Annotated in this window: 17 protein-coding genes; 2 read left to right on the top strand and 15 right to left on the bottom strand. The window is 68.2% G+C overall.

Annotated features, from left to right (window positions below):
• Positions 1-8 precede the first annotated feature (8 nt).
• From EXE63_RS17410 to xylA, 4 genes are all read right to left on the bottom strand, one after another.
• Complete coding sequence (locus EXE63_RS17410; RefSeq protein ID WP_168142978.1) at positions 9-1,295, bottom strand: sugar ABC transporter permease; 1,287 nt, start codon at positions 1,293-1,295, stop codon at positions 9-11.
• 44 nt (positions 1,296-1,339) lie between these two features.
• On the bottom strand, positions 1,340-2,134 hold the full coding sequence (locus EXE63_RS17405) for an ATP-binding cassette domain-containing protein (protein ID WP_105363438.1): 795 nt from the start codon (positions 2,132-2,134) through the stop codon (positions 1,340-1,342).
• A gap of 6 nt (positions 2,135-2,140) precedes the next feature.
• Positions 2,141-3,211, bottom strand: a complete 1,071-nt coding sequence (locus tag EXE63_RS17400) for a sugar ABC transporter substrate-binding protein (protein ID WP_168142977.1) — start codon at positions 3,209-3,211, stop codon at positions 2,141-2,143.
• Between the two features lie 103 nt (positions 3,212-3,314).
• A complete protein-coding gene (xylA, locus tag EXE63_RS17395; RefSeq protein ID WP_168142976.1) occupies positions 3,315-4,538 on the bottom strand; it encodes a xylose isomerase in 1,224 nt (407 codons plus the stop codon).
• Between the two features lie 209 nt (positions 4,539-4,747).
• On the opposite strand from xylA, the gene EXE63_RS17390 reads away from it, so the two are divergent.
• A complete protein-coding gene (locus EXE63_RS17390; RefSeq protein WP_234904538.1) occupies positions 4,748-5,845 on the top strand; it encodes an ROK family transcriptional regulator in 1,098 nt (365 codons plus the stop codon).
• A 2-nt stretch (positions 5,846-5,847) separates the two neighbouring features.
• Complete coding sequence (gene xylB, locus EXE63_RS17385) at positions 5,848-7,242, top strand: xylulokinase (protein WP_168142974.1); 1,395 nt, start codon at positions 5,848-5,850, stop codon at positions 7,240-7,242.
• Here xylB and egtE read toward each other — a convergent pair.
• The 11 genes from egtE to EXE63_RS17330 form a co-directional block, all read right to left on the bottom strand.
• Positions 7,235-8,314 carry an ergothioneine biosynthesis PLP-dependent enzyme EgtE gene (gene egtE / locus EXE63_RS17380; RefSeq protein ID WP_168142973.1) on the bottom strand — a complete coding sequence of 360 codons (1,080 nt, stop codon included), beginning with the start codon at positions 8,312-8,314 and terminating at the stop codon, positions 7,235-7,237. The genes xylB and egtE overlap by 8 nt on opposite strands.
• Positions 8,311-9,261, bottom strand: a complete 951-nt coding sequence (gene egtD, locus EXE63_RS17375; protein ID WP_168142972.1) for an L-histidine N(alpha)-methyltransferase — start codon at positions 9,259-9,261, stop codon at positions 8,311-8,313. The genes egtE and egtD overlap by 4 nt, the downstream gene beginning before the upstream one ends.
• A complete protein-coding gene (egtC, locus tag EXE63_RS17370) occupies positions 9,258-9,947 on the bottom strand; it encodes an ergothioneine biosynthesis protein EgtC (RefSeq protein WP_168142971.1) in 690 nt (229 codons plus the stop codon). Before egtC ends, egtD begins: the two co-directional genes overlap by 4 nt.
• A complete protein-coding gene (egtB, locus tag EXE63_RS17365) occupies positions 9,947-11,221 on the bottom strand; it encodes an ergothioneine biosynthesis protein EgtB (RefSeq protein ID WP_168142970.1) in 1,275 nt (424 codons plus the stop codon). Before egtB ends, egtC begins: the two co-directional genes overlap by 1 nt.
• Positions 11,218-12,468, bottom strand: coding sequence for an ergothioneine biosynthesis glutamate--cysteine ligase EgtA (gene egtA / locus EXE63_RS17360; RefSeq protein WP_168142969.1), 1,251 nt, complete (start codon positions 12,466-12,468; stop codon positions 11,218-11,220). Before egtA ends, egtB begins: the two co-directional genes overlap by 4 nt.
• A gap of 111 nt (positions 12,469-12,579) precedes the next feature.
• Positions 12,580-13,218 (bottom strand): sensor domain-containing protein, encoded by a 639-nt coding sequence (locus EXE63_RS17355; protein ID WP_168142968.1) that lies wholly within the window; start codon positions 13,216-13,218, stop codon positions 12,580-12,582.
• Between the two features lie 18 nt (positions 13,219-13,236).
• A complete protein-coding gene (locus EXE63_RS17350; RefSeq protein ID WP_234904537.1) occupies positions 13,237-13,767 on the bottom strand; it encodes a hypothetical protein in 531 nt (176 codons plus the stop codon).
• A gap of 85 nt (positions 13,768-13,852) precedes the next feature.
• On the bottom strand, positions 13,853-14,290 hold the full coding sequence (locus EXE63_RS17345) for a hypothetical protein (protein ID WP_168142967.1): 438 nt from the start codon (positions 14,288-14,290) through the stop codon (positions 13,853-13,855).
• Between the two features lie 52 nt (positions 14,291-14,342).
• The gene (locus EXE63_RS17340) at positions 14,343-15,398 is read right to left on the bottom strand and encodes a DUF4185 domain-containing protein (RefSeq protein WP_234904598.1); all 1,056 of its coding nucleotides are present in this window, start codon (positions 15,396-15,398) and stop codon (positions 14,343-14,345) included.
• A gap of 70 nt (positions 15,399-15,468) precedes the next feature.
• Positions 15,469-16,503 (bottom strand): aspartate-semialdehyde dehydrogenase, encoded by a 1,035-nt coding sequence (locus EXE63_RS17335; protein ID WP_168142966.1) that lies wholly within the window; start codon positions 16,501-16,503, stop codon positions 15,469-15,471.
• A gap of 34 nt (positions 16,504-16,537) precedes the next feature.
• On the bottom strand, positions 16,538-17,803 hold the full coding sequence (locus EXE63_RS17330) for an aspartate kinase (protein ID WP_168142965.1): 1,266 nt from the start codon (positions 17,801-17,803) through the stop codon (positions 16,538-16,540).
• Positions 17,804-17,891 lie beyond the last annotated feature (88 nt).

The raw sequence follows: 17,891 nt of genomic DNA, 5'->3' as shown, positions 1-17,891 counted from the left end.
CGCTCACATTAGAGCCCGGTCGACGAGCGCCGCCGCCGCGAGATCGCGTCCACGCTGGCCGCCAGCAGCAGCACCCCACCTGTGACCAGGAAGTTGATATAGGACGACTGATTCAGCAGGCCCAGTCCGTTCGCGATCGTGGCGACCACCACGCCACCGATCACGGCGTCGATGGCCCGGCCCTTGCCGCCGAAGAGGCTGGTGCCGCCGATCACCGCCGCGCCGACCGCGTACAGCAGCACGTTGCCCGCGCCGGAGGACGCCGACACTTTTCCCGCGTAGGACGCCGCGATGATTCCGCTCAGCGCGGCCAGTGACGAGCAGACGACGAACACCGAAATCCGGATGCGGTCCACGGGGATCCCTGCGCGGCGCGCGGCCTCGGCGTTGCCGCCCACGGCATAGATGTGCCTGCCGTACGTCGTGCGCCTGAGCACCAGCGTCATGGCGATGAGGAGTACCAGGATCAACGGCAGTACGTACGGAATGCCGCTGATATCCACGTTCGGGTTGACGCTGCGGTTGACGCTGAGCACGAACGTGACACCGAGAATGACGGCGGCCACCGCGGCCACCCGCGCGATCACCACGCCCAGCGGGGCGTGCGACAGCTGCAGGGACTTCTTGCGCCGGTACTGGTAGACCTCGAGACCGGTGAAACCGACGACCACCACCAGCGCGATCGCCCAGCCGGCGGGAACGGGCAGGTTGCTGATGGTCAGGCCGCGGATCACCGGGTCGTCGACCCGGACGGATCCACCCTCACCGATCAGTTTCAGCGTCACGCCCTGCAGTCCGAGGAAGAATGCCAACGTGACCACGAATGATGGAATCCCGAGTTTGGCGCGCAGCACGCCGATGGCGAGACCGATCAATGCGCCGCAGGCGATTCCGGTCAGGATGGCCGCCCACCACGGCCAGCTCAGGCTGACGATGGTCAACCCCATCGCGCAGGCCGCCACTCCGCCGGCGACTCCCGCCGACAGGTCGATGTCACCGAGCAGCAGGACGAACACCAGCCCCATCGCCAGCACACAGATGGATCCGGCCTGGGTGACCAGGTTGGCAAGGTTCAGTGCCGACAGGAAGCGGTCGTTCGCCAATCCGAACACCACGAACAGCACGACCAGTCCGAGGATGGCGGGCAGTGAACCCATGTCGCCGCCGCGCACGCGCTGCAGGTAGCCGCGCACCGCCTCGCCGAACGTCTGATCGGAACTGATGTCACCGACGAAGTCGGCATCGGCGAGTGCGCCATCGGATCGAGAAGTGGCGGTGCTTGTTTCGGTGCCCATCGGGGTTTCCCTCAAGTTTCCATCTCGGTCGTGCACGTCGGAGCTCACATCGACTCGGCGGCCTGTGCCGGCGCCAGTCCGAGACCGCCGGAACGTCCGGCGGTGATGAGTTCGACGATCTGGCCGTGGGTGACCTCGGATGCCTTGACATCGGCGGCCACCCGACCGAGGTACAGCGCGCAGATCCGGTCGGCCACCTCGAAGACGTCGACCATATTGTGCGAGATGAGCACCACCCCGACACCCTGACCGGCGAGTCGACGCACCAGCTCGATCACCTGCCGCGTCTGGGCGACACCGAGCGCTGCGGTCGGTTCGTCGAGCAGCACCACCTTCGAGTTCCACAGCACCGATTTGGCGATGGCCACGGTCTGGCGCTGACCACCGGACAGGCTCGACACCGTCTGCCGCACGGATTTCACGGTCCGTACCGACAGCGATGTGAGGGCGTCGCGGGCCATCGTCTCCATCCGGGCCTCGTCGAGCAATCCTCGGCTCGTGAGTTCCCTTCCGAGGAACATGTTCTCGACGATATCGAGGTTGTCGCACAACGCGAGGTCCTGGTAGACGACCTCCACCCCGAGCGCCGCAACCTCGTTCGGACTGTGCACTGTGACCGGCCGGCCCTCGAAAAGGTAGGTGCCGGTGTCGATGGGGTGGATTCCGGCGATGGCCTTGACCAGAGTGGACTTTCCGGCGCCATTGTCACCGACCAGGGCCGTCACCTGGCCGGGGTAGATGCAGAAGTCGACGTCATGCAGCACGTGGACTACACCGAAACTCTTGTTGACACCCTGCAATTCGAGGATCGGTTCCACCGATGGCACTGGAGGGGTCATCGGCGCTCAGGCCCCCGCGGCGGTGCACATGGGCGCGAACTGTCCCGTGCACACCTCGTCTCTGGACTGGCCGCCGTCCTCGAAGACAACGCCCACGGTGTCCTTGGTGATCGACTTCGGCGTCAACAGCACCGACGGGACGTCGCGCTCGCCGGTATCGTCGCGCGACGTGCTGGTGGCCTTCGGCTCCTCACCGTTGGCGAGCGCGATCGCCACTTCGGCAAGCGCGTTCGCCTCTTCGGTCGCCGATTTGTAGACGGTCATGCATTGTGTTCCGGCGAGGATGTTCTGCAGGCCCTCGACGGTCGCATCCTGGCCGGTGACCGGAACCTGGCCGGCACGGCGGTTCTTCTCCAGGATCGAGATCACCGACCCGGCCAGACCGTCGTTGGCCGCGTACACCCCGTCCACGCGGCCGTCGGCCGCGGTGTAGAGCTGCTCGAAGATGGTCACCGCCGCGTCGGTGTCCCAGTCCGGCACTGCTTGCTCCCCGACGACGGTGATGGTGGGCGTCCCGTCGATCGCCGAGTGTGCCCCGGCGCTGAACAACGTCGCGTTGTTGTCGGTCGGAGAACCGTTGAGGAACACCACATTCGCCGGCCTGCCGCCGAGGCAGTCGACGAGCCCCTGCCCCTGGAGCTCACCGACAGTGGTGTTGTCGAACGACACGTAGATGTCGGCGGAGCCGCCCAGCGTGAGGCGGTCGTAGTCAATGGTCTTGACGCCCTGGGTGGCGGCCTTCTGCTGAATCGACGCGCCGCTGTCGGAGTCGAGGTTCACGATCGCCAGCACGGTGACGCCATCGGCGATCATCCCGTCGGCGATCGTGGCCATCGTGTCGGCGGATCCTTCCGCGTTCTGGATGGTGTAGTCCACACCGGCCGCCTTGAATGCCGCCTCCAACGCGGGGCGGTCCTTGGTCTCCCAGCGGACCGACGACTTGGTGTCAGGCAGGATCACCCCGACCTTGCCCGTCGCTGAGCTGGTCGACTCCGAGCCCGAGTCCGATCCGCAGGCCGTGAGTGTCAAGCCGGCTCCGACGACGGTCGCGACGAGCAGGGTGCTGATTCGATTCACGAGGATCCCTCCAATGGGACGTGGATTTGTTGTCGGCGATGACATATTCGGTGATCCAGATCACCTTCGGGGCGGTATTGCAGGATTCGGGCGCGTGCAGGCCTCACCGGGCACCCATCAGATGCTCGATCGCCAGCTGGTTGAGAGCGACGAAACCGCAACCCTTTCCACCGAAATAGGCACCGGTGTCGAACTGTTCATAGGCGGTCTGGTCTGCCAGCAGATCGGCATAGGTCTCGCCGGCGCCCAGCGTGGGTTCGCGTAGCTCGGTCACTTTGGCCGCCGCCATCGCCGCCTGGACCGCAGGGTCGGCGCGGAACGCCGCGGCGCGCTGGCGCAGCAGCAGGTACATCCGCATATTGGCCGCCGCAGACGCCCACACACCGTCGGCGTCCTCGGTCCGGCTGGGTTTGTAGTCGAAATGCCGCGGTCCGTCATAGGCCGGGCCGCCACCGGGGCCGCCGTGCTCGAGAAGATCGACCAACGCGAACGCGTTGACGAGATCACCGTGGCCGAACACCAGGTCCTGGTCGAACTTGATACCGCGCTGACCGTTCAGGTCGATGTGAAACAGCTTGCCGCTGTAAAGGGCTTGGGAGATACCGTGCACGAAGTTCAGCCCGGCCATCTGCTCGTGCCCGGTCTCGGGGTTGACGCCGACCATCTCCGGATGGGCGAGGGTCTCGATGAACGCCAGTGCGTGCCCCACTGTGGGCAGCAAGATGTCACCGCGTGGCTCGTTGGGCTTGGGCTCGATGGCGAACCGGAGCCCGCTGCCCTGGTCGATCACGTACTGGCACAACATGTCCAGCGCCTCGCGGTAGCGTTCCAAAGCGGCCTGGGCGTCCTTGGCCGAGTCGTACTCGCTGCCTTCCCGGCCGCCCCACATCACGAAGGTCTCGGCACCGAGCTCGCCTGCCAGATCGATATTGCGCAGCACCTTGCGCAAGGCGAAGCGGCGCACCCCGCGGTCGTTGCTGGTGAACCCGCCGTCCTTGAACACCGGCTGGGTGAACAGGTTGGTGGTGACCATCGGCACGACCAGTCCGCAGGCACTCAGCGCGGAGGTCAACGTGTCGATCATCCGCCGTCGCTCGGCATCGGAGCTGCCGAACGCGAACAGGTCGTCGTCGTGCAGGGTCAGTCCGTACGCCCCCAGCGCGGCCAAACGCTCGACGGCCTCGACGACGTCGAGCGCGGGTCGGGTGGCGACACCGAACGGGTCGGCACCCGGCCAGCCGACGGTCCAGAGTCCGAACGAGAACTTGTCGGACGGGCTCGGAATCAAACCCTCCGATGTCGGGACGCCGGCCTCCAGGACGGTCATGGGGTCCTCCTCGGGGATCATGGCACCTGTCGGTGCGGTTCAGTGCGATGAAACCTATATTTGTTCTCTGTGCGAACATAAGATGTGGCCTGTGACACTGTCAAGGCTGAAAGTGAGGGGTTGATGTGTCGGTGACCGGATCGGAAGCCCATCGAGCCGTCAGGGTGGGAACGAGCACCGACGACGTTCGGCGACGGAATCTGTCCAGCGTGCTCACCCTGGTCCACCGCCACCGGGCGCTCAGCCGCGCCGAGTTGACCCGCCACACCGGCCTTTCCCGGTCGACCACCAAGGATCTGGTCGAGGAGTTGGTGGCACGGCGCCTGGTCGAGGAGACACCGGCGCCGTCGGTATCGCAGGTGGGACGGCCCAGCCCCATCGTGCGCCCCGGCAATCGGGCGCTCGCGGTGACGGTCAGCCCGGAGGTCGATGCGGTGACCGTCGGAGTCGTGGCGATGGGGGGCGCGGTGCTCGACATGGTGCGCTACCCGACAGAGCGGGTTCCGACCCCGGCGGACACCGTGGCCATCACCACCGAGGCGGTCGGCCGGATTCGCGCCGGCCTCCACGACGGTCAGGCACTGACCGCGGTCGGGGTGGCGGTGCCCGGGCTCGTGCACGGTCGTGAATCGGCGGTGCAGCTGGCGCCCAATCTCGACTGGCACGATGTCGAGATCGGCCAGATGATCAGCACTGCAACGGAATTACCGGTCTACGCGGCCAACGACGCCAACGTCGGCGCGATCGCCGAGCACCTGTTCGGCAATCACATCGATGCCGATCATCTGATCTACGTCAACGGCGGTCCCAGCGGTATCGGGGCAGGTGTCATTGTCGCCGGCGCGCTGCTCGAAGGTGTGGCAGGCTACGCGGGCGAACTTGGCCATACCTACGTCGGCGGGCGCGACAAATGCCATTGCGGCAGTGTCGGCTGCCTGGAGACCGAGGTGACCCAGCCGCCGTTGGCCCGCCTGCTCGCCGAGCTCGACGGCGTGCCCGCCGACACAGTGCCCAGCCCCAGCTCCGCGGAGACCGATGTGCTGGATCGGCAAGCCCGCGCCCTGGCCATCACCCTCGGCAATGCCGTCAACATGTTGAATCCCCGGTTGATCGTGCTCGGCGGATTCCTGCGGGTCTTCCCCGCCTGCGCGGCGGCGGTCCTGCGTTCCGAATTGGCGCGCCGCAGCATGCGGGCCCCACGCGAGCTGGTCCGCGTGGTACCCGCAACCCTGGGCGCCGATACGTTGGTGATCGGCGCGGCCGAGTTGGCATTCGCACCCGTGCTCACCGATCCCGGGAGGTTCTGAACGTGACACTCGTGGCGGGCATCGACTCGTCCACCCAGTCCTGCAAGGTCGTGATCTGCGACGCCGAGACCGGCAGCATCGTGCGTTCGGCGTCATCGCCGCACCCCGGAGGAACCGAGGTCGATCCGGAGCTGTGGTGGCGTGCGCTGCAGCGCACACTGGCCATGGCGGGCGGAGTCGACGCCGTGTCAGCGATGGCGGTGGGCGGCCAACAACACGGAATGGTGTGCCTGGACTCGACCGGCACGGTGATACGAGATGCCCTGCTGTGGAACGATACTCGATCCGGTACGGCCGCCGAGCAACTAGTCGGTGAACTCGGCGGTCCCGCACGATGGGCCGCACGCGTCGGCGTCGTCCCGGTCGCGTCGATCACCGCCACCAAGCTGCGCTGGCTGGCCGATCACGAACCCCATCACGCCGACGCGACCGCGGCGGTCTGCCTTCCCCACGACTGGCTGACCTGGCGGCTGGGCGGCCGCTCCGATATCGCGGATCTGCGTACCGACCGTAGCGATGCGAGCGGCACCGGCTACTACTCGGCCGACACCGACAGCTATCAGACCGACCTGCTCGAGCTTGCCTTCCGAGGCCGGCGGCCGATGGTTCCGCAGGTCCTGGGACCCCACGACCCGGCGGGCGAGACGCTGCAGGGAATCCTGCTGGGACCCGGGGCCGGTGACAACGCCGCTGCCGCGCTGGGGCTGGGCGCCGGAGCCGGCGATTGTGTCGTGTCGCTGGGAACCTCGGGAGTGGTGAGCGCGGTCGGATCGGCGGCCCCGCACGACCCGGAGGGCATCGTGGCGGGTTTTGCCGATGCGACCGGACGTCATCTTCCGCTGGTGTGCACCCTCAACGGCGCGCCGGTGCTGGCCGCGGTCGCGACGATGCTGGGTGTGGATTTCGAGGAGTTCGACCGGCTCGCTTTGTCGGCCCCGGCGGGGGCCGAAGGCCTGGTACTGGTTCCGTACTTCGACGGGGAACGGTCGCCGAACCTGCCCGAGGCAGCCGGTGCACTGCACGGAATGACGACCCGAAACCTGAGCTCCGCGAACATCGCCCGTGCCGCGGTGGAGGGGCTGCTCAGCTCGATGGCCTACTGCATCGACACGATCACCGCACAGGGCATCGATGTCGAGCGCATCATCCTGGTCGGTGGTGGCGCGCGGTCGGAGGCCGTGCGGCGCATCGCGCCGGCCATCTTCGGCACCGCGGTGCAGGTGCCGACCCCGGCGGAATACGTGGCACTCGGCGCGGCCCGTCAGGCGGCATGGGTGCTGTCCGGTGCGGAGCTGCCACCGGCGTGGTCGGTCGGCGAATCCGCCCGCTACGAGGCCGAGGCAGCACCCGGGGTGCTGGCGCGCTATCGGACGGCGCACCCACTGACCTTCAGGTGACCGCGACGAGCGCCTCGGCGAAAAGCTCCAGTTCCGCGGCCTCGACATCCACATGCGGAGACACCCGCAGCACCGGCCCGGCCATCTCGCCGGGAGCCCGCGCCACCTCGCACGCCGTGGTGACGATGCAGTGTTCGGCGATCAGCGTGGCGCGCACCGGTGTCGGTTCGGAGCCCTGGGTGGGCCGCAGCGTCGTGATCGCGGTCGGCTCGTCCACGGGTTCGACCACCTCCCATCCGGGGATGTCGGCGAGCACCGTCCGGGTGAGCCGGCCGACCTCGGCCAGCCGGGCCCGCACCAGCTCCGGGCCGACGGCCAGATGCTCCCCCAATGCCAGCGAAAAACCAAGGCGCGAGCTGATATTGGCCTCGTGCAACTCCATCGGCGCCCATCGCGGCGTCAACCGGCCGTACAACTCGGGCCGCACCGCCAGCGCGCCGACACCACGCGGCCCGGCCACCCACTTGCGCGAGGACGAATACAGGACGTCGGCGCCCACCGCGCAGTCCACGTGCCCGAGCCCCTGGGCCGCGTCGACCACCAGGGGCAGGCCGAGCGACCGGCATACCGGCACCAACTCGGCCAGCGGTTGCGCCACCCCGCGGTGGCTGCCGAGCACGGTCAGATGCACCAGCGCCGGCGGATCGGCCTCCAACACCGCGGCGGCCTCGTCGACCCGGAGCCGGCCCAGCTCGTCGACGGGCAGGGTGCGCACCTCGAACCCGTTGGCCGCCATGATGACCAGGTTCGGGCCGTACTCTCCGGGCGGGCATGCCACGGTGCGTGGCCCGGTCCAACTGCTCAACAACAGATCCAGCGCGTGATTGGAGCCGGTGGTGAAGATGACTTCGGCATCGGGCATCCCGGCCAGGGCGCGCACCGCGGCCCGTCCGGCGTCCAGCGCCGGCACCGCGGCCTCGCCCGCGACGTAGCCACCGACCTCGGCCTCGTGCCGGGCGTGGGTGGCTGCCGCGTCGATCACCGCATTGCTCTGCCGCGAGCAGGCCGCGCTGTCCAGATGCAGGCCCGCCACCGGCACCCGGGCCGCCCGCCACGTGTCGGGCAGGCTCATTTCACCGCCAGCGAGAGACCGAAATCGCCTGCGTCATCGGTCCACCAGTGGGTGCGGCGCAGTCCGGCGGCGGCCAATTCGGCTTCCACACCCTCGGGCCGGAATTTGCAGGACACCTCGGTCAGCATCTCCTCTCCGGCGGCGAACTCGACGGTCAGATCGAGCTGCGCGATCCGGACCCGTTGATCCGCGGTCGAGCGCAACCACATCTCGATGCGCTCCTCATCGGGGTTCCACCGCGCGACATGATCGAAGGCGTCCAGGTCGAAGTCCGCGTCGAGTTCGCGGTTCACCACGGTCAGCACATTGCGGTTGAACGCGGCCGTGACACCGGCACTGTCGTCATAGGCGCGCACCAGCCGGCCGATATCCTTGACCAGATCGGTGCCCAGCAGCAGCGAATCGCCCGGCTGCATGGTGTCGGCGACCGCGGCAAGGAATGCGGCGCGGGGTTCGGGGGTGAGATTCCCGATCGTGGACCCGAGGAAGACCACCATCCGGCGGCCGACCTTGGGCACCGTGCCCAGGTCCTGCTCGAAATCACCGCACACCACCTCGATCTCGATATCGGGGTATTCGGCGTGCAGCGCGCGGGCGGCATCGCGCAGCACACTGGGGTCGACGTCGAACGGGATGAAGCGCTTCAGCGCACCGCTGTCCCGCAGGGCATCGAGCAGCAGTCGCGTCTTCTCCGACGTGCCGCTGCCCAACTCGACCAGAGTGTCGGCGCCCGAGGCGGCCGCGATATCGGCTGCCCGGTCCTGCAGGATCGAGGCCTCGGTACGGGTGGGATAGTACTCGGGCAGCCGGGTGATCTGGTCGAAGAGATCACTGCCCTTCGCGTCGTAAAACCATTTCGGCGGCAGAGTTTTCGGCGATTGCGCCAGGCCGTGCCGGACGTCGCGACGCAGAGCTTTGGACAGGTCCGAGGCCGTGCCGGTGGTCATGAGGGTCCTTCCAGGGGAGTGAGCGTGAGGTTCGTGCCGGTCACCTCGACGAGGTGCCGGTCGGGGATGTCACGCCAGGACGGGTCATCGTCATAGGGTTCGCTGGCCAGCACGATGCCGTCGTCGCGGTGCAGAGAGAACAGGGTGTCGCCCCAGGTGGTGGCGAGCAGGCTGGAACCGTTGGCGGCCAGAATGTTCAGCCGGGCACCCGGGTCTCGGGTACCGACGCGGGCGACGGTGTCCCCGAGCGCGCCCATGCCGCGCTCGAAGATATGCGCGGCCAGCACCGCACTGTCGACGGTGGATTCGGCCGTCGCCGAGGCCGGAAGGACGGCGCGGTCGACGATCCCGTTGTGCGAGAGCAGCCAGGTGCCATCGCTGAACGGCGCCGAGGCCGACGGCTCGATCGGCATGCCGACCGTCGCCGAACGCACCGCGGCGACGAAGCAGTCACTGCGTAGCGCCGGAGCCACCGACGCAAACGATGCGTCGCCCCACAACGGTTTGTCGCTGCGCCAACGGCGCACACCGCCATCGAAGAACCCGACGCCCCAACCGTCGGCATTGATGGTGCCGTGCTTCTGCCGACGTGGCGAATACGACTGCACCAGAAGACCACTCGGCGGATCGAGCACCAATGCGGACACCGGTACCGGCGCACCGAGCCAGCCCAGGTGGCGACACATCAGGCGTCCCAGGCCAGGCGGACACCGGAGAAGATCTGCCGGCGGATCGGATGGTCCCAGTTGCGGAAGCTGGGCCGCAGGATGCCCGCGGCCACCGCCCAGGACCCGCCGCGCAGGACCCGGTAGTCGCCGTCGAAGAACGGGACCGTGTATTGGTCGTAGATCATCGGAGTGAACCCGGGCCAGGGTCGCAGGGGCGAGGTGGTCCACTCCCACACATCGCCGAGCATCTGCTCCGCCCCGTAGGCCGACGCCCCCGCCGGGTAGGCGCCCACCGGCGCGGGGCGCAGGGCATCGCCGCCGAGATTGGCCAGCTCGGATGTGGGTTGTGCTTCGCCCCAAGGGAATCGGCGACGCGCCCCGGCCACCGGGTCCCACGCGCAGGCCTTCTCCCACTCGATCTCGGTCGGCAACCGGGCACCCGACCACGCCGCGAACGCCTCGGCCTCGAAGTAGGTGATGTGCTGCACCGGTTCGTCATCGGGGATGGTCTCGCGGTGGCCGAACCGGGTGCGACTGCCGTCGGCGTGCCAGAATGCGGGCGCGTTCAGTCCGGCCTGCTCGCGATGGGTCCACCCGCGCTCGGACCACCACTGCGGGGTCCGGTAACCGCCGTCGGCGATGAACTCGCGCCATTGCGCGTTGGTGACCGGTACCCGCCCGATCCGGAACGGCTCGACGTGCACGACATGGCCGGGACGTTCGTTGTCCAGCGAGTACGGCTCCTCGGATGCGTTGACGCCCAGGGTGAACGGGCCCCCGGGGATCAGCACCGAGGTTCCGGCCACATCGGCGCGGCCGCGCGGCAGCGCCCCGCCCGTACTCAGCAGTGCGGGGCCGGTGCGCAGGTTGAGCGCCTGCAGCATGGTCTCGTTGTGCTGGTTCTCATGGGAAACGACCAACCCGAAGCGGAACAACGCCTCGTCACCGTCGGTGCGGTCCAGCACGTCGAGGGCACGGTCGCGGACGGTGCGGCAGTAGGCGCGGGCGTCGGCGGGCGGGAGCAGCGGAAGGTCGACGCGGCTGGCGCGGGAATGCACGAATGCGTCGTAGAGCGAGTCGATCTCGGGTGCCAGGATGCCGGGGGCGTTGGGGTCGCCGTCGCGCAGCAGCCAGAATTCTTCCTGCTGCCCGATGTGGGCGAGATCCCACACCAGCGGGCTCATCAGCGGGTCGTACTGGCGATGCAGTTCGGCGTCATCGAAGTCGACAAGGGCCAGCGTGCGCTCCCGGGCCCGGGTCAGTTCGGTGGCCAGCGTGTGCGGTGATGTCACGAATCGTTCCTCGCCAGTTGGGTCAGGGCCGTCGGTATCCCATGTTCGACAACGAGATCGGAGAAGTCATCGCCCGGGCAGCGGCCGGCCTCGACATCGGCGAGCAGCCGCGCCATCGCATCGGCCAGTTCGGCCGGGGCATGCTCGGCGGCGGCGGCCACACATGTCACCGCCGCGGCGCGCAGGCCCGGATCCGCGAGGCCGGCCCGTGCGGCCAGATCCCATTCACCGGCAACCGACTCGGTGGCACTGGCGGCGATCTCGGCGGCTGCGGGATTGTCCAACAACGTGACCAGGGTGAACACCACGGCCGGCCAGAGGGAGTCGGGCACGCTGTCGAGGTACCGGATTTCCAGCCAGCGCCGCGGACGCACCGGAGGGAAGAGCGTGGTCAGGTGGTACTCGAGATCCTCATCGCCGGGCAGGCGGGCATCCAGGGGGACGCGGCCATCGGCCCAGTCGGCGTAGGAGACGAACTCGGTCATCGGTACCGCGTCGGGCGTGCGGACCAGCATCACCGGGGCGTGCAGCGCGTAGCGCGCCCAGTCGGCGGAGGGATCGTCGCCGCTGTCGCCCAGCACCGGGCCACACCGTGCCGAGTCCAGCTGCCCCCAGACGCGTTGGCGGGAGCTGCGCCATCCGGTGAAGTGTCCGCCCAGCAGGGGCGAGTTCGCCGACAACGCGATCATGGTCGGGCCCAGCGCGTGGGCCAGCCGGACCCGGTCCGCCCAGCCCGCCCGCGGGCCGGCCTCGATGTTGATCTGGACCGAGGCCGTCGACGTCATCATGGCCGCCCCGGCCGCGGCGGTACCCGTCGCGGTGAAGAAGCTCTCCATCGCCTGATACCGAGCGCCGGGGTTGATGCGCTGTGCGGGCCGCAGCGGATCGGCGCCGAGCAACACCAGGCCCAGTCCGCGCGCGGCGAAATGGTGCGTGAGCACGGTGCGGTCGGCGGCCATGGCGGTGATCGCGTCGGCGACGCCGTCGGCCGGTGGGCCGGACAGTTCCACGGCGCCGCCCGGTTCGACGGTGATGGCACTGCCGCCGGGCAGGGTGGGCACCGTCGCGATGATGTCGCTGAGCTCATCCCAGCCGGGCCTGCGCATGGGATCGGTGATGTCGAAGCAGTGCGCCTCGATCTCCAGACCGACCTTGCCGATCGGCCCGTCGTGCAGACAGTTCGCCGCGATCGCGGCGGCGGCCCGCCCGGACGCGCACTCCATGTCCCGCGCGGCAGCGGTGGTCATCCGCACCACTCCTCCCCCGGACCTGGACGCTGGGAGCCCTCAACCCGATGAGCCCGTGTTACTTCAATCTTCCAGACAGGTCTGACATATTCCCAAGGGTTTTGCTCGCCGCTATTGCCCGAGGGTGTTCTGCATGGCCCCGGCCAGCACGTTGACCGCGGGCCCACCGTTGCCGGGTTGGCAGACTTTCGCCTGCAGCAGAACGTTTTCCCGCAAACGGGTCTGGACGAAACACCGGCGGTCGGTCCCGCCCTCCTGTTTCACCCAGACCGCGTCGGTCGGCGTCGCGGCGCCGCCGGAGAACGTCCACACCTGGTTGACGAAGTTGTCCAGGTGCATCGTGGTGGTCTGGCCGGCGCATCCGGCGGTGCGGTCGGTCACGCGTTGGTACGCGCGGGTGGCCGCGTCGTCGGTGGCGAAGACGCCGACCGACTGCTTGACCAGGCGGGTCGTATCCGTGGCGGAGGTATGCGCGACGGCGCCGTTGAACGACGCCAGGTCAGGATCGGCGTACACGTCGGGCAGACCGATGTCGGCCCAGTTGTTGCAGGCCGGGTTGTCGACGTAGAACGCCTGGACCGGGTTGCCGAACTCGGCTTCCCAGGCCAGCGGTGCGCCGATGATGTTGCTGACCGACCCTTTCGGCAGGACCGCGTAACTGACGACGCCGGGATCGGACGGTCGGGCCGAAGCCGGAGCGGCGAGGGCCAGAGCCACTCCCACCCCGACGGCCAGTGCAATCAGCCGCATGGCTCGATCATGCCAAAGTCAGAAAAGTGTCTGCGTGCAGTACGTGCGGGCCGGCGCGGGATACGGCCAAGCGTAGGAACCGGCGATCACCGGGCACGCGGACTGATCCCGGACGTCCAGACGCTGGGTGACCTGCACCAGCACGCCGTCGTCGCGGTCATCGCAGGAGGCCTTCTCGACCAGCCCGATCGGCATCTCCATCAGGTAGCACTGGTTGGCGACCAGATTGGGCACCAGGCACAGCCGGGCGGTCGACGGTTCGGCGTAGTCGGTCGGCAGATGCTGGTACTCGGTGGTGGGGCACTCACCGGCGGCGTTGGTGGTGGCCCCGACGGTGTAGCTCGGGTCCTGGGTGCAGGACACCTCGCTGGCCTGCACCGGATCCGGCGTCGGGGCCGCGTCCGCGTCGATTTCCACGCAGTCCCCGACGGCGAATACGGTCGAGGCGGCGACGTCGGGAGCGGCCCCGCGCAGGCTACAGCCGGGAATGCCCGCTAATACCACGAGGGCCGCTACAAACGCGGCAATGCGCAGCGGTCGGCGTGTCATGGTTAGCGACACTCTCACGAATGAGGTCAGAGTGCCAAGAGTTACGGATGATTCCTCACGTGGCCGCGAGGGTCCTCTTAATGTTTCAGGGGCGCGGTGGCGTGGCCGGTGCGTTTCCGGGCCCCGGGCCCTGCCCCTGCTGTGGGCCCTGGAATCCCGGTCCGAACCCGGGGCCACCCTGGGCGCCCGGTCCACCGGGTCCGCCCGGTCCGCCCGGGAAGAAGATGTGCGGCGGTCCCATCGGCGGCCCGCCACGGTGGAACACCCCGCTCTCGCGGTCCGGCCCGCCGCGATGGTGCCCGCCACCGTCGGAGCTCTTGCCCAGGATGAAGCCGGAGAAGAAGATCACGGCGACGACGAAGGTGACGCCGGCGACGATGCCCACCCAGGCGGCCACCTGGGTGACCCGGTTACGTCGAGGATGCTCTTCGGTCGGCACCACCACCGCGGGGGGCGGCGGGGGTGCTGCGGCTGCTGCCACGGGTGCCGTGGTGCTGGTCGAGTTGTCGGCTTCTTCGCTCATGGATTCATGATGCCGACGAGCGGCAATGTGGCAGCTGGATAGAGCATGTGAATCAGCTATGAAACGGATGCACCGCGTACTGGATCACCCGGTAGGGGGTGCCGCCGCGGGGTGTGGTGTTCCACTGGCTGACGAAGACCCGCAGATCGTCCAGCGTCGAGGCCGGTGAGATGTAGCCGCCGTACGGCTGGGCCAGCCGATTGTCCCGGGGCGCGGGCAGGTCCTCCGGCCGATCCGGCCACGGCGAGCCGACCACCACCGTCGTCACCGGCGCGGAGCCGAGCTTGGTCGGGTCGGCCGCCACCCGGACCTCCATGTTGCCGGTGCCGGCGTTGAAGTAGGACAACACCGTCTTGCCGTCGATCTGGCGCACACTCAGCTCGCCCACCCGGTCGGGCCACAACGGGGTCGGTTCCTGGCCCCACCCCGCCACCGCCGACCAGCCCTGCCAGGCGCTGCGATCGGTGAAGTTCTGCGGCGCCACGCGATACAGCGTCGCCGGTGCACTGCGGTCGAAGTTGTCGGCCACGATGTAGACCCAGCCACGTTCGGAATCCGAGGTCGGGATGGGGTCGTAGTAGCCGCTGATCTGGGACTGCCCACCGCCGGCAAAATCGGCCGGCCGCTCCGATCCCGCGATCGTGGGCCAATTGCCCTTAGCGGCATCGGCTTTCACCAGACGCGAGCTGGACGGGCGGAGGTTCTGCGTGGTCGTGACCAGCATGTAGTTCTCGCGGTTGATCGACACGATGCCCGCCGGGAGCTGCGACGCGCCGGCGGGCGTGGGGTCGGCCAGCAGCGGTATCGAGGTACCGGTCACCCCGGTGATGCGGATTCCCGCCGGGGCGTCGATCGAGTCGGGGTCCACGTGCAGGGCGATCGGGGAGTACCAGCCGCCGTAGCCGACGCCCTGCCCCGCGAAGCTGTCACCACACACCTGCAGCAGCCGGCTGGGGAACTCCATGAACTCACACAGATCGGTCGCGCCGATCCCGTAATCCCCTGTTGCAGTGCCCGTCCCGGCCACCGGGCCGAGCATGATGACCTGGCCCGGTTGCAGGGCCAGATCAGCGTGCACGGGCGCCGAGAGCACCAATGCCGACACCACAGCCCCCGAGACTGCGTTCCAGAAGGTGGTTACTCGCACTTTTCCTTCTGGAATACAGTTTCGGCGAGGATCAGAGTTGGGCGGCGAGCAACTCGGCAATCTGAATGGTGTTCAGCGCGGCACCTTTTCGCAGGTTGTCACCGGACACGAACAGCGCAAGGCCGCGACCTTCCGGCGCACCCGGATCCTGACGGATCCGACCGACCAGCGAGTCGTCGGCCCCGGCGGCGGCCAGCGGCGTCGGCACGTCCACCAGCGTCACGCCCGGCGCGCCGGCCAGCAGCTCCTGGGCCCGCGCAGGCGAAAGCGGTTGGGCGAACTCAGCATTGATGGACAGCGAGTGCCCGGTGAATACCGGCACCCGCACACAGGTGCCCGACACCAGCAACTCCGGGATACCGAGGATCTTGCGGCTCTCGTTGCGCAGCTTCTGGTCTTCGTCGGTCTCGCCGGAGCCGTCGTCGACGAGCGCACCGGCCAGCGGCACCACGTTGAAGGCGATCGGTGCGACGTACTTGACCGGCGCCGGGTAGTTCAGCGCCGAGCCGTCGTGCACCAGCTGCTCGACCCCGTCGATCACGGCACGCGCCTGTGACGCGAGTTCCTCCACCCCGGCCAGCCCGCTGCCCGAAACCGCCTGGTAGCTCGACACGATCAGCCGGGTCAGGCCGGCCTCGTCGTGCAGCGGCTTGAGCACCGGCATCGCGGCCATGGTGGTGCAGTTCGGGTTGGCGATGATGCCCTTCGGCCGATTCGCCGCGTCGCGGTCGAAGTTGACCTCGCTGACGATCAACGGCACCTCGGGGTCCTTGCGCCACGCCGAGGAGTTGTCGACGACGACGGCGCCTGCCGCGGCGAACCGCGGTGCCTGCACCCGCGACATGGTCGCGCCCGCGGAGAACAACGCGATATCCAGCCCGGAGGGGTCGGCGGTCTCGCTGTTCTCGACCTCGATCTCCTGGCCGCGGAAGGTCAGCTTCTTACCCTCGGAACGCGCCGAGGCGAAGAACCGCACCGAGCTCGCCGGGAAGTTGCGCTCCTCGAGCAGCGCGCGCATCACCTGGCCGACCTGACCGGTCGCGCCGACCACACCTATCGACACCATGCTATTTCCCCCCTCGCTTCGCTCGCCCCACGACCTAGATACCGCTTCCCGCGTAGACGACGGCTTCCTCATCACCGCCGAGGCCGAAGGCCTCATGCAGCACGGCGACGGCGGTGTCGAGTTCGGTGTCCTTGATCAGCACCGAGATCCGGATCTCCGAGGTGGAGATCAGGTCGATGTTGATCCCCGCGTCGGCCAGCGTCTCGCAGAACGTGGCGGTGACGCCGGGGTGGCTGCGCATCCCGGCCCCGACCAGCGACACCTTGCCGATGTGATCGTCGTACAGCACCTGGGTGAACCCGATCTCGCCCTGCAGTGAGGTCAGCTTCTGCACAGCGGACGGACCGTTCTCCCGCGAGCAGGTGAAGGTGATGTCGGTCTTGCCGTCCTCGATCTTGCTGATGTTCTGCAACACCATGTCGATGTTGACGTCGGCGTCGGCGACCGCACGGAACACCTTGGCGGCGTATCCGGGTACGTCGGGCACACCGACGACGGTGACCTTCGCCTCGCTGCGGTCGTGGGCGACTCCGGTCAGGATTGCGTCTTCCATGGGGATGTCCTCGATCGATCCTTTGACGATGGTGCCTGGCTTATCCGAATACGACGAGCGGACGTGTATCGGAACGTTGTAGCGACGGGCGTATTCCACGCAGCGCAGCATCAGCACCTTGGCGCCGCACGCCGCCATCTCCAGCATCTCCTCGAACGAGACGCTGTCGAGGTGCTTGGCGTTGGGGACGATGCGCGGGTCGGCGGTGAAGATGCCGTCCACGTCGGTGTAGATCTCGCAGACGTCGGCATGCAGCGCGGCCGCCAACGCGACGGCGGTGGTGTCCGAGCCGCCACGCCCCAGCGTGGTGACGTCCTTGCTGTCCTGGCTGACGCCCTGGAACCCGGCGACCAGAACGATCAGCCCCTCGTCGAGCGCCTCGCGCAGGCGGGTCGGGGTGACGTCGATGATCTTGGCGTTGCCGTGGGTGCCGGTGGTGATCACGCCGGCCTGGGATCCGGTGAAGGACCGGGCCTGCGCGCCGAGGGACTCGATGGCCATCGCCACCAGCGCGTTGGAGATGCGCTCACCGGCGGTGAGCAGCATGTCCATCTCGCGGGCGGGCGGCGCCGGGGATACCTGACGGGCGAGATCCAGCAGGTTGTCGGTGGTGTCGCCCATCGCCGAGACCACCACGACGACGTCGTTGCCCGCCTTCTTGGTTTCCACGATTCGCTCGGCGACGCGCCGGATCCGATCGGCGTCCGACACCGATGATCCGCCGTATTTCTGCACGACGAGCGCCACTGTTAAACCTCTCAACCAGCCGGGGATGTCCTGACAAGGATAAGGGGTCGACGCACGGCCTTTTACTCCTCCACCTTCCAGGCGCTTG

The organism is Mycolicibacterium frederiksbergense, assembly GCF_012223425.1.
GTDB classification, from domain to species: domain Bacteria; phylum Actinomycetota; class Actinomycetes; order Mycobacteriales; family Mycobacteriaceae; genus Mycobacterium; species Mycobacterium frederiksbergense.
This window is presented reverse-complemented; position numbering and strand designations above follow the sequence as displayed.